This is a genomic window from Bradyrhizobium sp. SZCCHNR1017, from assembly GCF_032381375.1.
Taxonomy (GTDB): Bacteria; Pseudomonadota; Alphaproteobacteria; order Rhizobiales; family Xanthobacteraceae; genus Bradyrhizobium.
Genome location: NZ_JAUHIR010000001.1, coordinates 1,070,584 through 1,085,868 on the forward strand (window position 1 = coordinate 1,070,584; position 15,285 = coordinate 1,085,868).

The 15,285-nt window shown below is 64.2% G+C and carries 9 protein-coding genes and 1 tRNA gene; 3 read left to right on the forward strand and 7 right to left on the reverse strand.

The features are described 5' to 3' along the window. The first annotated feature begins 242 nt into the window (after positions 1 to 242). Entirely contained in the window at positions 243 to 2,594 is a 2,352-nt protein-coding gene (locus QW863_RS05010) for a lytic transglycosylase domain-containing protein (protein WP_315711382.1), read from the forward strand. 115 nt (positions 2,595 to 2,709) lie between these two features. On the opposite strand, the gene QW863_RS05015 is transcribed toward QW863_RS05010, so the two are convergent. After that, positions 2,710 to 4,239 carry a porin gene (locus QW863_RS05015; protein ID WP_315711381.1) on the reverse strand — a complete coding sequence of 510 codons (1,530 nt, stop codon included), beginning with the start codon at positions 4,237 to 4,239 and terminating at the stop codon, positions 2,710 to 2,712. A gap of 674 nt (positions 4,240 to 4,913) precedes the next feature. Then, positions 4,914 to 6,443 carry a porin gene (locus QW863_RS05020; RefSeq protein ID WP_315711380.1) on the reverse strand — a complete coding sequence of 510 codons (1,530 nt, stop codon included), beginning with the start codon at positions 6,441 to 6,443 and terminating at the stop codon, positions 4,914 to 4,916. Between the two features lie 400 nt (positions 6,444 to 6,843). Here QW863_RS05020 and QW863_RS05025 point away from each other — a divergent pair, with 400 nt between their 5' ends. Then, positions 6,844 to 7,365 (forward strand): MarR family winged helix-turn-helix transcriptional regulator, encoded by a 522-nt coding sequence (locus QW863_RS05025; protein ID WP_315711378.1) that lies wholly within the window; start codon positions 6,844 to 6,846, stop codon positions 7,363 to 7,365. Positions 7,366 to 7,430: 65 nt separating this feature from the next. Here the strand turns inward: QW863_RS05025 and QW863_RS05030 are convergent, their stop codons facing one another. Both QW863_RS05030 and QW863_RS05035 read right to left on the reverse strand, forming a co-directional pair. After that, a complete protein-coding gene (locus QW863_RS05030; RefSeq protein ID WP_315711376.1) occupies positions 7,431 to 8,507 on the reverse strand; it encodes a hypothetical protein in 1,077 nt (358 codons plus the stop codon). Positions 8,508 to 9,093: 586 nt separating this feature from the next. Further along, entirely contained in the window at positions 9,094 to 10,623 is a 1,530-nt protein-coding gene (locus tag QW863_RS05035) for a porin (protein WP_315711375.1), read from the reverse strand. A gap of 744 nt (positions 10,624 to 11,367) precedes the next feature. Between QW863_RS05035 and QW863_RS05040 the strand changes: the two genes are divergently transcribed. Continuing rightward, positions 11,368 to 11,461: transfer RNA gene (locus QW863_RS05040), tRNA-Ser, on the forward strand. Between the two features lie 130 nt (positions 11,462 to 11,591). Here QW863_RS05040 and QW863_RS05045 read toward each other — a convergent pair. The 3 genes from QW863_RS05045 to gatB all read right to left on the reverse strand — a co-directional run bounded on the left by QW863_RS05045 (position 11,592) and on the right by gatB (position 15,284). Further along, a complete protein-coding gene (locus QW863_RS05045; RefSeq protein WP_315711374.1) occupies positions 11,592 to 11,945 on the reverse strand; it encodes a hypothetical protein in 354 nt (117 codons plus the stop codon). 195 nt (positions 11,946 to 12,140) lie between these two features. Beyond that, positions 12,141 to 12,407 (reverse strand): hypothetical protein, encoded by a 267-nt coding sequence (locus QW863_RS05050; protein ID WP_315711373.1) that lies wholly within the window; start codon positions 12,405 to 12,407, stop codon positions 12,141 to 12,143. Between the two features lie 1,398 nt (positions 12,408 to 13,805). Beyond that, positions 13,806 to 15,284: an Asp-tRNA(Asn)/Glu-tRNA(Gln) amidotransferase subunit GatB gene (gatB, locus tag QW863_RS05055; RefSeq protein ID WP_315711372.1), complete on the reverse strand. Its 1,479-nt coding sequence runs from the start codon at positions 15,282 to 15,284 to the stop codon at positions 13,806 to 13,808. Position 15,285: the final 1 nt, after the last annotated feature.

Below are 15,285 nucleotides of genomic sequence, written 5' to 3' on the forward strand. Positions count from 1 at the left end.
GAAGGCCCGCCCGCGGCTGGGCTGCCTTCTCAACAGGCACACGAATCGCGCGAATCGCTTTGCCGAGGCCCGCGATCACCCTTCGCTGAAGCCCCACGGCCCGCACGCCGCCCTTCGGTCGTGATTTCGCCGCGGTGTTGGCGCAGGTTGCAGTCCTTCCCGGTATATTTAGGATTTGTTCACCTTTTCGATAGACCCATGTTGGTCAGGGGATCGAAGTCATCCGCCGCAAAAGGAACGCCGTGCCCTTTTCTGCCCGCGCCACTGCATTGCGATCGACCGCCCTGTCGGTGTCACTCTCGGTGTCCTTGGCCGCCGGCCTGACACTCGGATGGGCTCTCGCCGGACATAGCGCTCTCGCCAAGGACCAGGCCGCTGGGTCCAAGGTTTCGGGATCCAAGGCTCCCGCGACCAAGGTTCCGGTGCCGAAGGCGCGTCCGATCGCGCGCAGCGCGGTTCCGAAGACGAACACCCACGAGGCCGCCGGGACCAAGAGCGAGGTCGACGCGCGGGCCGAAGCGAAGGCCGAGGTCAAGAGCAGCCCCAAAGGCGCCGGCGAGACGCCGCGCGCGGCCCCGAGGGACATCACCCCCAGCGCGGCGGCTGCAAGCCTGCCGGCCCGCCAGCATGCCGCCCTGCCCGCCTCCCGCAAGCTCGTGGTGCCGGCTGCGATCGCCGTGACGTCCTCGACCTCGCAGTCCGACAAGGACGCGCTCGAAAACGTGATCGAGCTCGTCCGCAAGCGCAAGCCCAGCGATGCCACCGAGGTCGTGCAGGCGATCTCGGATCCCGTGGCGCGCAAGCTCGCGGAGTGGGTGATCCTGCGCAGCGACAACAACAATGCCAGCGTGGAGCGCTACCGCGCGTTCATCACCGCCAATCCGTCCTGGCCGTCACAGACCTTCCTGCGGCGCCGGCTCGAGGCCGCCTTGTGGGACGACAAGCGCGACGATGCCGTGGTGTGGTCCTGGTTCGAGAACGAATCGCCGCTGTCGGCCAAGGGCAAGTTCGCGCTGGCCCGGGTGATGCTCAATCGCGGCGACCGCGCCAATGCCGAGCGCCTGGTGCGCGATGCCTGGCGCAACGACGCGATGTCCGAGGAGACCGAGAACAACATCCTGGACCAGTACGGTGCCCTGCTGTCCGGCGGCGATCACAAGGCGCGGATGGACACGCTGCTGTATGGCAGCGAGCACGAGGCCGCCATGCGCGCTGCCCGGCGGCTTGGCTCGGGCCACGTGGCGCTGGCAAAAGCGCGAATCGCGGCCTACCGCAAAGCCTCCAACAGCCAGAGCCTGCTCGAAGCCGTGCCGCGCGAACTCCACGGCGATGCAGGCTACATCTTCAGCCGCATCCAACTGCTGCGGCGCGATGAAAAATTCGCCGAGGCGGCGCAGCTGATGCTGAACGCGCCCAAGGATCCCGGCCGCCTGCACAATCTGGACGAATGGTGGATCGAGCGCCGACTGCTGGCGCGCAAGATGATCGACACCGGCGAATATCGCAGCGCCTACCTGATCGCGCGCGACGCGGCGCTGCCGAACCGCGACATCTACAAGACCGAGCAGGAATTCACCGCCGGCTGGATCGCGCTGCGTTTCCTCAACGATCCGGCCACCGCGGCCCAGCACTTTGCGCGCATCGGCGTCGGCAGCGTCAATCCGACCACCCTGGCGCGGGCCGGCTATTGGCAGGGCCGCGCGGCAGAAGCGATGGGGCGCATGCAGGAGGCGCGCGCGGCCTATACGTCGGCCGCCGAGCAGTCCACGAGCTACTACGGACAGTTGGCGCGCGCGAAGCTCGGCCTGCCGCAGCTCGGCCTCAATGCCGCGCCGAGCGGCCGCGGACGCGGCGTCGAACGGCTCGAGGTGGTGCGCGCGGTGCAACTGCTCTACGAGCTCGACGAGGGCGAGGTCGCGATCCCGATCTTTGCCGACATGGGCGATAACGGCGACCCCGACGTGCTGGTCGGAATCGCGGAAATCGCCGCGCGAAACAGCGATGCGCGAGCGATGCTGCTGGTTGGCAAGGCCGCGCTCAATCGCGGACTGCCGTTCGATCATTACGCCTATCCGGTCACGGGCATCCCTGCGTTCCGGGCGCTCGGGCCGGAAGTCGAACAGAGCGTGATCTTCTCGATCGCGCGCCAGGAGAGCGCCTTCAACCAGGCCGTGGTCTCGCCGGCTCAGGCCTACGGGCTCATGCAGGTCACGCCGGATGCGGGTCGCTACGTCTGCAAGCGAGCCGGCGTCAGCTTCGATCTGAACCGGATGAAGACCGACCCGGTCTACAACGCGCAGCTCGGCGCGGCTGAGCTTGGCGGCCTGCTCGAGGACTATCGCGGCTCGTACATCATGACGTTCGCGGCCTACAATGCCGGCCGCGGCAGCGTACGGAAATGGGTCGAGCGGTATGGCGACCCGCGCGATCCGAAGGTGGACGCGGTGGATTGGGTCGAGCTGATTCCGTTTGCGGAGACCCGCAACTACGTGCAGCGGGTGATGGAGAACCTGCAGGTCTATCGCGCCCGCTTCGGCGGCGGCTCGCGGCTGCAGATCGAGGCTGATCTGCGCCGCGGCGCTGTGGTGGAGTAGCGAGTAGCGAGTAGCGAGTAGCGAGTAGCGAGTAGCGAGTAGCGAGTAGCGAAGCCTGGGCTCCGCTCCGTCGTCAACTGCTATTCGCTACTCCCTATTCGCCATTCGCCCGCACTTACCAGTTGCGCTGGGCACGCACCAGCAGCGAGACCGAGTCCTGGTCCTTCAACTGGTAGGTCGTGGCCGGCTTGGCGACCGCCGCGACCGCCGGTGCGTTCGCCACGCCGGTGAACTTCTGGTCCAGCCGGGTCCAAGCGACGTCCGCAGAGAAGGTCAGATTCTTGACCGGCGTCCAGCGCGTGATCACACCCACCGTCGAGATGTTGAAGTCGGGATTGCAATTCGCAGGCGTGATTCCGAGAGCGACCATGCCCGCACCGTTGCAGATCAGTCCCTTCGCGGTGTTGTTGTATCTGACGCCGCTCCAGGAGCCGTAGACCGCCGTGTTCCAGAACGGATCCCAGTTGTGGGTAAAGGCACCCCGGAAGCCGTAGGTGGTGGTCAGCTGCTGCTGGGTATTCGCCCCAAACACCGAATCCGACACGCCGGCGAAGCCCAGGCTCTGGAAAGCGCCGGCCATGTTGCTGCCGCCGTACATCGCGTAGTTGATCGGCGCGAGGCTCTGGAAGTTGTAGCGGCTGGCACCGTTGGTGTAGACGCCCTGCAGATTGATGGTGTCGCCGGCGCCGGTCGGGATGTTCTTGATCGACAGGGCGAGCTGACCGGCATAGCCCCATTTGTCGGCGGGATGCCCGGTCGTCTCGTTGGCACCGAAGAAGGCGGCGTGATTGTCGTGCGCCGCGAAGGACGCCTGGAACAGGCCCCAGGCCTGATCGACGCGCACCATGCCGACGATGTCGGGCGCGACGTTGCCGCCGAAATTCGACGTGCCATAGCTGCCGGTGAGCACGCCGGCGGCCGTCTGTCCCGCCGTATTCCAGATCTGCGACTGCGAATACTGCGTCGCATCCTGGGCCGAGATCGCGGCCGTGATGCCCGAGCCGAAATCCGCGGTGTAGGTGAACTGGTTGACGCCGGTGATGGTGCCGCCGCCTCCGGTCAGACCGTCGAAATTGTTGCCGGGGTAGTTGGCCCAGGGCGCGTCGAACTGCGACACGGCCTTACCCATGGTGAAGCCGGCGAACTGGATGAAGGCATAGAAGACGCCGATCCCGCCTTGCGCGATGTTGCCGTCAGCCTGCGCTCCAGGCGCGCCCGCCGTCGAATAGGCAGTTGCGCCCGTGGCGGAGCCGGTCCCGGCATAGCTGCCCCCGGTCCACTGGAAGACACCGTCGAAGAAGGTGCGCACGACGCCATATTCGGTCGCGGTGCGGGTGTCGATGTTGAGGTCGGCGCGCGAACGCGTCGTGTAGTAGTTGCTGAGACGATTTCGCCCGCCGGCGACGCCGTTCACGGCATTCTGGAAGATCGTATTCGTGCCGAAGCCGGCCTCGACCCGCAGATAGCCGCCGAGCTTGATGCAGGTGTCGGTGCCCGGAATGTAGAAAAATCCGGCGCCGTACATCGAGCAGACCCTGACATACTCGACCGCTTTGGCCTTGATCGGAAGGTCGGCGGCCTGAGCCCCACCCATGGCGAGCAACGCCGCCCCTGAGCCCAAAACAAGGCTCCTCACAGTCTTCATACTAACCTCCAAATTGCTCAGTTCAGACCGGCCCGGCTCGACATCGAACGACCGCCCCAACGGTCAGCCCGTCTCCAGCTGCACCACAGTGCCCGCGCATAGCGTTGCAGTGGGAACGATCGCGAGGCAGAGTTGGTGCTTTATCGGACCATTCTCGTGACCGGCCGGATCACGCATGTGGCACGGCCGCGGCACGGCACGCGGTCGCCGGATCTCCAAGAGTAATGTGTCGGGGAAGACTTTCGCCGCCGAATGCGTGTCGCGGTCGTGGCGGGAATGCAGCAGGACGGACGTCGAGAACCGCGGCGAGCGCGAGGCTCAAACTCTCTGGCCCTGTCATCCCGGCAATCGTGGCACGGGCCCTCGCCCGCCCGAGATCACGCAGGCCAAGCTTGGCTCAAACGCGCGGTCGAACCGAGCGAATCCGCCGACCACCTCTCACGGATGTTTGAGCCGCATGGCCACGAGGCGGTCGCGAAATTCCATCCAGATCGTATTGCGTCGCGTGGCCGCGCGGTGTGGTTCTCGGGCGGGTCGGCAGCATGTTTGTCAGCGACAAAGCGGCACGGTGAGGAATGCGGGTCTCGGTGCTGGAGCACGCGCTGGCGAGGCAAAGAAAAACCCCCGGCAGTTGCCTGCCGGGGGTTGGTCAAACCGTCGTGAGACAGTCTGGATCAGAAGTTGCGCTGAGCGCGGAGCAGCAGGACAGCCGACTGCTGATCCTTCAGCTCATACACCGCAGCCGGCTTGGCGACAGCGGCGGCAGCCGGGGCCGTGACCGAACCCGAGTGCTTCTGGTCGAGCCACGAGTAGGCGAAGTCGGCCGAGAAGGTCAGGTTCTTGACCGGGGTCCAGCGCGTGATCAGGCCGATGGTGGCCAGATCGAAGTCCGGATTACAGGTCGAACCCGCGTTGAAGGTCGCAACCACGCCGGGGCTGGTGCAGATCAGGCCCTTGGCCGTGCCGTTGTAGCGGACAGCAGCCCAAGACCCGTAGATCGCAGTGTTCCAGGCCGGGTTCCAGTTGTGGGTGTACGCACCGCGCATACCGTAGGTCGTGGTCAGCTGCTGCTCGCCACCCGTGGTGAACACCGAGTCGCCCACGCCGGCAATGCCGAGGCTCTGGTAGGCACCAGCCAGACCCGTGCTGCCGTACATCGCGTAGCTGTTCGGCATCAGGCTCTGGATGTTGTAGCGGCTCGCACCGTTGGTGTAGACGCCCTGCACGTTGATCGTGTCGCCAGGTCCGGTCGGGATGTTCTTGATCGACAGGGCCAGCTGAGCCGCCCAGCCCCACTTGTCGGCCGGGTGGCCGGAGGTCTCGGACGCGCCGTAGTAAGCGACATGGTTGTCATGCGCCGCGAACGACGCCTGGAACAGACCCCAGGCCTGGTCGACACGGACCATACCGACGAAGTCCGGAGAGACGTTGCCGCCGTAGTTGCTGGTGCCGTAAGCACCACCGATCACGCCAGCCGCCGTCGAACCCGCCACGTTCCAGAGGTTGTTCTGGTAGTAGGCGGTCGCATCCTGAGCCGAGACCGAGGCCGTGATGCCGGAGCCGAAGTCAGCGGTGTAGCTGAACTGATTGACGCCAGTGACCGTGCCGCCGCCGCCGGCGAGACCGTCGAAGTTGTTGCCCGGATAGTTCACCCAGGGCGTGTCGAACTGCGACACGGCCTTACCCATGGTGAAGCCGGCGAACTGGATGAAGGCATAGTACACGCCGACCGAACCCTGCGCGATATTGCCGTCAGCCTGTGCGCCCGGCGCACCAGCCGTCGAGTAAGCGGTCGCACCGGTGGCCGAACCCGTGCCGGCATAGCCGCCGGAGGTCCAGCTGAAGGTCAGGTCAGCGAAGGTACGGACCACGCCGTACTCGGTCGCCGTGCGCGTGTCGATGTTGATGTCCTGACGAGCGCGGGCCGTGTAGTAGTTGCTCAGGCGATTATGCGCACCACCCTGGCCGCTGAACGTGCCGTTGAAGTCGCTGTTCGTGGCGATCGCCGTTTCAGCGCGGAGATAGCCGCCCAGCTTGATGCAGGTGTCGGTGCCGGGGATGTAGTAGAAGCCCGCACCATACAGGGAGCAAACCTTCACATACTCGACCGCTTTGGCCTTGATCGGAAGGTCGGCCGCCTGAGCCGCGGACATGGCGAGCAGAACTGCCGCCGAGCCGAGGACAAGGCTCTTAACCGTCTTCATTTAAACCTCCAAGTTGCTCTTTTGAGAAAGAACCGGACCAAGATCCCCCAGGACGATCCGCTTCCTCTGCTCCCGAAAAACCGCTTCAGCCGCTTCGCGCCATCGGACACACCCGCATCACGCGAGGGACTTAAGCGAACCACCTGTCACGGGACGATCGAGTAACCCCCCACCGTCATCAGGAACTATGCCTTCGCTCATTCAGTAAGCAAAATAGTTTATGCAGTCAGGTAATTGAATGAAGCCGAAATGTGTCTTGGGGGCAACACAATGGCAGCTTGTTGTGCAGCGCACGGGGGACGGCCGATGTCCTCCTAGATAAGTGATTTTGTTGCGGATTTTTTTTCTTTAGGGTCGAGCTTCGTACCGGAACTCCTGAGCAATGGCGCCCTTGAAGAACATGTCTGCCGCACCTGTGGAAGCGGACGCGCAACCGAAGACTGCCGAACATCTGCCGAAGAATCGCGACGCCATTCTTCGCTTCGCCCGGGAGATCTCCACGATCAACGTCCATCTGGAGGAGCTGAGGTACTTCTGGGCCAAGAGAATCGGCATCAGTGGCCCGCAATGGATGATCCTGATGGCGATCTCCGAGCTGGATCAAGGCGAGGGAGTCGCCGTGAATGCGGCAGCCAAGCGGCTGCACGTCGACCCTTCGTTCGTCACGACGCAGTCGAAGCTGCTCGAGAAGAAGGGCTTCATGGAACGCAAGCCCGCCCCCAACGATGCGCGCGTGGTCCGGATGTCGCTCACCACCAAGACATCGGAGCAGTTCGCCGAGCTGGAAGCTCAGCAGGCGCAGATCTTTAGCTTCATCTTCGAGGAATTCGACGCTCGCGAGCTGGCGACCTTCACGGACAAGCTGGCTGGCCTCAAGGACCGTTTCGAGAAGGCCAGCGCGCGACTCACGATGGGACTCTGAGGCCCCCGAGGCGGTCACGGCCCGACCGCCTCCTACGGGGGAGCTGAAGCAGACATGTGGTCGCGTCAGCCTGGAGGCCGCTGAGACCCCGCCAGACGCTTGGCGATCCAGTCGAAGACGAAGGCATCGGCCTCGAGCCAATCGGCGCCCGCGCTGGAGACGATCTTCAGAGTGATGTCCGGGTGCTCGCGCTTGATCTGCGCGATCAGCCGGGTTGCGATGTCGGCCCGCAGCCAGCCACGCTCCGGCACCGTCACCAGCAGCGGACACATGATCTGCCGCGCCGCCAGCCCATCGCTCGCGATCGACAGCCTGCCCCGCTCGCCCGCACCGGGTCGGCGTGACAGGAAGACGCGCTCGTGAATATCCCACAAGCCGGCGTCGCAGACCGCCGCAGCATAACGCGGATCGAGTGCGATGCCGCGCGCGACGAAGGACGAGCTCCAGTCATCGGCCAGGATCGCGATCCGGCCTTCGTCCACGTCGTCACGGGACGTCGCGTAGTCCATCACGCTTGCGATGGCTGATTCGAGATCGCGACGGCCGACGATCTCCTCGAAGCGGCAGTCCGGTCCGCTGCCCAGCAGATCGACCACCAGCAGCGCCAGGCCGCGCTGCTCCGCATGGGCTGCAAGCTTGAACAGGGAGGTTTCCTTGCGACGGCCGGGCTCACCGATGCAGATGACGGTGGGCGCCCTGCCTGCCTCGCAACGCGCCGGCAGGAAATAGGCTTCGAGCGGGTAGTCGGCGCGCCAGTGGATTGTGACGACCTCTCCTTGCGGATCGGCACCGCGCAGGAATTCGCGCGCACATTCGCGCATGCGGGACAGCACGACGGCCTGGCGGGAGCGTGAGCTGCTGAACGGACAGGCCGCAGCCTCATAACAATCGATCGCGCGCGACCATTTGCGAAACGCCAGCTCGGGACGGCCGCTGCTCACGGCGTCGGCGGCGGCAGCCTTCATCGCATCCGCGCATTGCATCCACTCGCGATACCAGGACTCGTCGTCGCTGGCCTCGATCCGCTGCGCAACCGCCAGACATTCCGCAAGATCGGCCCGGCCCTCGGGCCGCGCTTCCAGCAGCCGCGTGATGGCGCCCGCCAGATCGTCTTGCTCGGACCAGGGACGCAGCACTCCCACAGAGCCTTCCGAACTCATCTTTGGACCCATTCCTCGCTGGCGTGACGGTGTAGCCCCGTCATCTGGCGGTCATGGTGACCATCCGGCATTTCCCGGTCAAGCCGATGCGCAACGATTTTTGGAGAGACGATCGATGTTTGCGCTGACGGCACGGCCTGCGGAGATCACGCCGAGGCTCTGCAATCGAGACGCAACGTCAGATGCTGGGCGGCGAGGAGATCCCGACATGAAGAAGCCTCCGGCGGGGCATCGCCAGAGGCTTCCTGGGGTCTAACATCGTATGATCGTCGTCTTGCGTAGGTGGTGAATGATTACTTAGGCATGACAAAATTAGCTTATCAACTCATCTGTTTTCAACACCATTTTTAAAAAAATACCAGCATGCAGCCAAACTACTGAAACGAATGCGATTTTCGAGCCACAGGCAATCGGATCCCTTGCTCGATTGCCTCGATCCGCCGATTTGCATCGATCGCTGCTTGAGCGAACCAGACCCGGTGCCGCGCCGGAATGAGCGCCCGCACACAAGCAAAAACCCCCGGCAGTTTCCTGCCGGGGGCTCTTGAACCCGATCAGACGATCAGGATCAGAAGTTGCGCTGAGCGCGGAGCAGCAAGGACACCGAGTTCTGGTCCTTGAGCTGATAGACCGCAGCCGGCTTGGAGGTCGTGGTCGTGGCCGGAGAAACGATGTTGCCCGAGTACTTCTGGTCCAGATTGGTCCAGGCCACGTCGGCCGAGAAGGTCAGGTTCTTGACCGGGGTCCAACGGGTGATCAAGCCGAGCGAGGAGATGTTGAAGTCGGGGTTGCAGGTGAAGCCTGCGCCCGCGATCGCACCCATCGCCGCGCTGCCGCAGATCAGGCCCTTGGCAGTGTTGTTGTAGCTCACGGCAGCCCACGAACCGTAGATCGCCGAGTTCCAGGTCGGGCTCCAGTTGTGGGTGTAGGCGCCACGGAAGCCGTAGGTCGTGGTCAGCTGCTGCTCACCGCCGGTCACGAAGACCGAATCGCTGACGCCAGCGAAGCCGAGCGTGCCGTAGACACCAGCCGTGCTGCTGCCGCCGTACATCGCGTAGGTGGTCGGCACCAGGCTCTGAGCGTTGTAGCGGCTCGCACCGTTGGTGTAGACGCCCTGGATGTTGATGGTGTCGCCGGGGCCGGTCGGGATGTTCTTGATCGACAAGGCCAGCTGAGCAGCCCAGCCCCACTTGTCAGCCGGGTGACCGGTGAGCTCGGTGGCGCCGTAGTAGCCGGTGTGGTTGTCATGCGCCGCGAACGACGCCTGGAAAAGACCCCAAGCCTGGTCGACACGAACCATGCCGACGATGTCCGGAGAAACGTTGCCACCGAAGTTGTTGGTGCCATACGAGCCGCCGATGATGCCGGCCGCGGTGATGCCCGACACGTTCCACATGTTGGTGGTGTAGTACTGGGTCGCGTCCTGCGCCGAGATCGCCGCAGTGATGCCCGAGCCGAAGTCGGCGGTGTAGGTGAACTGGTTGACACCGGTCACGGTGCCGCCGCCGCCCCACAGGCCGTCGAAGTTGTTGCCCGGGTAGTTGGTCCAGGGCGCGTCGAACTGCGACACGGCCTTACCCATCGTGAAGCCAGCGAACTGGATGAAGGCGTAGTACACGCCGATGCCGCCCTGGGCGATGTTGCCGTCGGCCTGAGCGCCAGGAGCGCCAGCCGTCGAGTAGGCGGTCGCGCCGGTCGCGGAGCCCGAGCCAGCGTAGGTGCCGCTGGTCCAGGTGAACGTCAGGTCAGCAAAGGTGCGGACCACGCCGTACTCGGTCGCGGTGCGCGTGTCGATGTTGAGGTCCTGACGAGCGCGGCTGTAGTAGTAGTTGCTGTTACGGTTCATGCCGCCGGCAACGCCGTTGACGGCGTTGTTGTACTGGCCGTTGCTGGCGAACGACGTTTCAGCACGCAGGTAGCCGCCCAGCTTGATGCAGGTGTCGGTGCCGGGGATGTAGTAGAAGCCAGCGCCGTAAAGCGAGCAGACCTTCACATATTCGACCGCCTTGGCCTTGATCGGAAGGTCAGCTGCCTGAGCCCCAGACATGGCGACGAGAGCGGCCGCCGAGCCCAGGACAAGGCTCTTGATCGTGTTCATAATGTTAAACCTCCAAGTTGCTCAGTCAGGGAAGGTTCCGCCTCCGCTGGGTGAGAGACACCCTTGGGGTTGGACCCGTTATCCCTCTTCGACCCGTCGCTCAGCCGCTTCGCGCTATCGGACACACCCGCATGAACGCGAGGGACTTGAGCGAACGACCTAAACGGGACGACGTTGGGATGCCCCCCTTCGTCGTGCGAGCAGAATTACCGAAGGCCTTTGCACACGCAACAAAGGAACCATCATTGCGGCGCTCAAGCGGCGCCTTTTCGGACCGGTGTTGCACAAAAGGCACGGAACCGTGGTTCTGCGGGAACACCTAAGTGGCTGTTTATGTTGTCGTTTTGTGACAACGCAATTTGGGGTGCTTAAGGCCGCGAGCACTCGCCCGCCAGGAACCCGCCCCAAGTCAGGCGTCTGGGCCACGAATCCAGCCCACGCGCTGAACGAGAATCGGGCTGGAGGACGATGCCGTCTGCGCCCCCTGCCACCGGCCGCCTTTGCAGACGACCCTCTATATTAGGGGTCCTCCGTGTCAGGGACCATCGAGAGGGCCGGCGCCGCCCGTCGACTTCCACGCCGTGCCGCCGCCGATCAACGGCAGGCTCCGCTCGCATCGATGGCCGAAGGTGAAGAGCACCGTCCGCACCGGTCCAGCGAAGCCGCGGCCCTGTGAGGATTTCGAAACCGCATGCAATCTGCCGCTTGCGGCTCAGCGCGGCGTCGGGCATACCGACGCTCGCCGGAGACGTGGCCGAGTGGCTGAAGGCGGCGGTTTGCTAAACCGTTATAGGGTTGTAAAGCCCTATCGAGGGTTCGAATCCCTCCGTCTCCGCCAGCCGCCCGTGGGCGCGGCCAACAGCCCCTCCCCCTGATCATCCGCCTCAACGCCGAGCCGTTCACGCACCTGCCGGATCGCAACGGACCGTGGCCGTCGCGATCACGGTTGCCGCTCAATCACGCGCGGTTCAATCGAACAAGCCGCGGCTGATGTTGATCACGAAGGCGGCGGGCACGCCGATGATGGTGCCGACGAACCCATAGCCGAGCGCAGCCCACCATGACGCTGCGCCTCCTGCTCCCATCACGGCACCATAGATGGCGCCGAGACCCGCACAGAGGGCGGTCACCACGACGAGGCGGCGGTCATTATGAGCCTCGACCCGCAGACGCTTCAACTCGCGCCGGCTCTGCACCGCAGGCCCGGCCGGCTCGGTCGATCCACAATGCGGGCACGCCACTGCGTTGAAGGAGACACCGCTGCCGCAGTCATGGCAGTCGATCAGCTCTTGCCGCCGCGCCTGTCGCCGTGCCTGGCCCATGCCGTCAATCCCGCTTGTCTGCGTCACACCGAACGACAGATAGGAGATTTATCGGCGCGCGACGAGGCCCGCTTCCGACGAGAATGAGCGATCGGGCGCGGGTCATCCAGCGCCCCGGTTCGCGGCCGGCAACTCTGGCGCGTGCGGCATACCTCGCGCCGAAAGCGAGAGCCGCCAAGCCGCGGCTTAGCTCGCTCAGTGCGCGGTCATCCAGGCGCGCGCCTCGCGCTGCGCGGTCGCGATCTCGGCATCCGACATCTGCTCGGCGACCTCGCGGCGCATTGCCACGGCGTCGACGCGCCCCCTGAGGGCGGCGAGATTGAACCATTTGTGCGCGGCGATCAGATCGACCATACCGTCGCGACCGCTCGCATAGAGCATGCCGAGCTCGAACAGCACATCGCCGCTGGCGCCCTGCTCCGCGGTGGTCACGTCATCAAAATTGAGTTGTCCTTGAAACATCGTCGCTCTCCTTCGCTCGAGGAGGCGGCCGGTCACCCGAGCACGCCCCCGTCCAACTGTTCAACGCCTGGTTATCCCCATGCCGTCTCGCGGCTTATGCGCGAAGGATGACCGATCAAGTTTGAAAGGCAGTTTAAACATCGTGCTGAACGAGCCCTGAACGCGGAGCCCCGCATTTTCCCGGGCCGGCTTCAATGCATTGATTCGAAATGGATTCTTCAACTCGGCAAAGAGCGGTTTACCGTTCTGTTTGGCAAACTCATAACCATCCGCGAAAGCGCCTCACCGCGCTGGCGCGGAGCGCACCGCGCCGTTGGTCAACAGCCGCACCGGGACTGGACACGTCTCTCGACAGCACGTGCGGAGGATTGCGCAGCGCGGTACGAGCACGGCTGCGCCGAGCTGCTGCTGATGCCGTTCGTCTATGGGGAGGTTGGAGGCACACAGTCGCCAAAGGCGCGGTGCTCAAGGATCGAGGGCGTCGGCGAACACGTCAGGATCAGATCCCACTCTGGCTTGATAGCCGCTCGTGAGATTGCAGACCGGAAACGCGATCTGCACCGAACGAAGAAATCCTGTTTCTTCTGCCGGACCGTACCGCGAGCGAAGCCGCTCTCGAGTTCGATCCGACCGTTGACCTGATGTCTCGCCGACACCCTCTATCGTCTGTTGGAGCTTCAGGAGATCCGCCCGGCTCTCGAGGAGCTATGCCGACCTGCGTTCCAACGACGTGCCGGCATCAGTTGCCGGACTCATCTCGCAGAGGACTGCGAGAGTTACTTCTTCTTGGCGACCTTCTTGGTCTTCTTGGCAGTCTTCTTCGCCGCGGTCTTCGCGACCTTCTTCACTGCCTTCTTCGCCTTCTTCGCTTTCTTGGCCATGTTGCCCTCCGATGTGAGATGGCTTAGTCGATGCGTGCACTCGGGAATCGAGCTGCACTCCTCATCGATACACCAACGAGTGAAAAAAAACAGCTTCCGGCTTAAGGAAGTGTTGACAGGCGCGCGCGTGTGCGGCTGACGAAACGCGCGAAGCAGCACGACGATCGATCGCGAAAATACAAACGTCTCCCTGCGCAAGGCCGCGATCGCAACTAATCGAGATTGCGCAAAAAGCCTGTGCTGCAAGTATTTTTCTGAACGGCTGAACGGCACGGCGCACGCGACGACGCCGGCGTGTCGGCGTGCAGACTCGCATGGTGAGAGCAACGCGCGGACTCTGAGTCGTAAATTTTGGCAATGAAAAAATTTTCATTGCACACGCCCTCGTGTGCGTTCGAACGCTCGGCAATGGTGGCTTTTTTGCGAATCGCGTGCGGCGATTCGCCGGACCGCGACGCCAAGACAAACGGCGCGCACCATGTGCGCGCCGCTGGGAACGAAGACGGGCGATCGTCGTTCAGATGCCGAGCTTGCTCTTCAGGAGATCGTTGACCGCCTGCGGGTTGGCCTTGCCGCCCGACGACTTCATCACCTGACCGACGAACCAGCCGGCGAGCTGCGGCTTGGCCTTCGCCTGCGCGACCTTGTCCGGATTGGCGGCGATGATCTCGTCGACCACCTTCTCGATCGCGCCGAGGTCGGTGACCTGCTTCATGCCGCGGCTCTCGACCAGCTCGCGGGGGTCGCCGCCCTCGCTCCAGACGATCTCGAACAGATCCTTGGCGATCTTGCCGGAGATGGTGCCTTCGCCGATCAGCGCGACGATCGCCGCGAGCTGGGAAGCCGACACCGGCGAGGACGCGATGTCGCGGCCCTCCTTGTTGAGCCGGCCGAACAGCTCGTTGATCACCCAGTTGGCGGCGAGCTTGCCGTCGCGCGCCCGGTCGGACAGCGCCTCCAGCACGCTCTCATAGAACGCCGCGCTCTCGCGCTCGGCCACCAGCACGGAGGCGTCATAGGGCGACAGGCCGAAATCCGCGATGAAGCGCGCCTTCTTCTGGTCCGGCAGCTCCGGCAGCGCAGCCTTCAGCTCGTCGACGAAGGCTTGGCTGAATTCGAGCGGCAGCAGGTCCGGATCCGGGAAGTAACGGTAATCGTGCGCCTCCTCCTTGGAGCGCATCGAGCGCGTCTCGCCCTTGTCGGGATCGAAGCGGCGGGTTTCCTGCTCGATCACGCCGCCGTCCTCGATGATCTCGATCTGGCGGCGCGCCTCGGCCTCGACCGCCTGGCCGATGAAATTGATCGAGTTGATGTTCTTGATCTCGCAGCGGGTGCCGAGCGGGCCGCCCGGCTTGCGCACGGAGACGTTGACGTCGGCGCGCAGGCTTCCCTTCTCCATGTCGCCGTCGCAGGTGCCGAGATAGCGCATGATCGACCGCAGCTTGGTGACGTAGGCCTTGGCCTGCTCGGCATCGCGGATATCCGGCTTGGAGACGATCTCCATCAGCGCCACGCCACAGCGGTTGAAGTCGATATAGGACAGCGACGGCGACTGGTCGTGCAGCATCTTCCCGGGATCCTGCTCGATGTGCAGGCGCTCGATGCCGATCGTGGCGGTCTTGCCGCCGTCGAGCTCGACCGTGACCTCGCCCTCGCCCACGATCGGGTCCTTGTACTGGCTGATCTGGTAGCCCTGCGGCAGGTCGGGATAGAAATAGTTCTTGCGGTCGAACACCGAGCGCAGGTTGATCTTGGCGTTCAGACCAAGCCCGGTGCGCACGGCCTGCCGCACGCACTCCTCGTTGATGACCGGCAGCATGCCCGGCATCGCCACGTCGACCAGCGAGACGTGGCTGTTGGGATCGCCGCCGAACGCGGTCGAGGCGCCCGAGAACAGCTTCGACTTCGAGGTGACCTGGGCGTGGATCTCCATGCCGATCACGACCTCCCAGTCGCCGGTGGCGCCCTTCATCAGCTTGCCGCTGGTTGCCGTCATG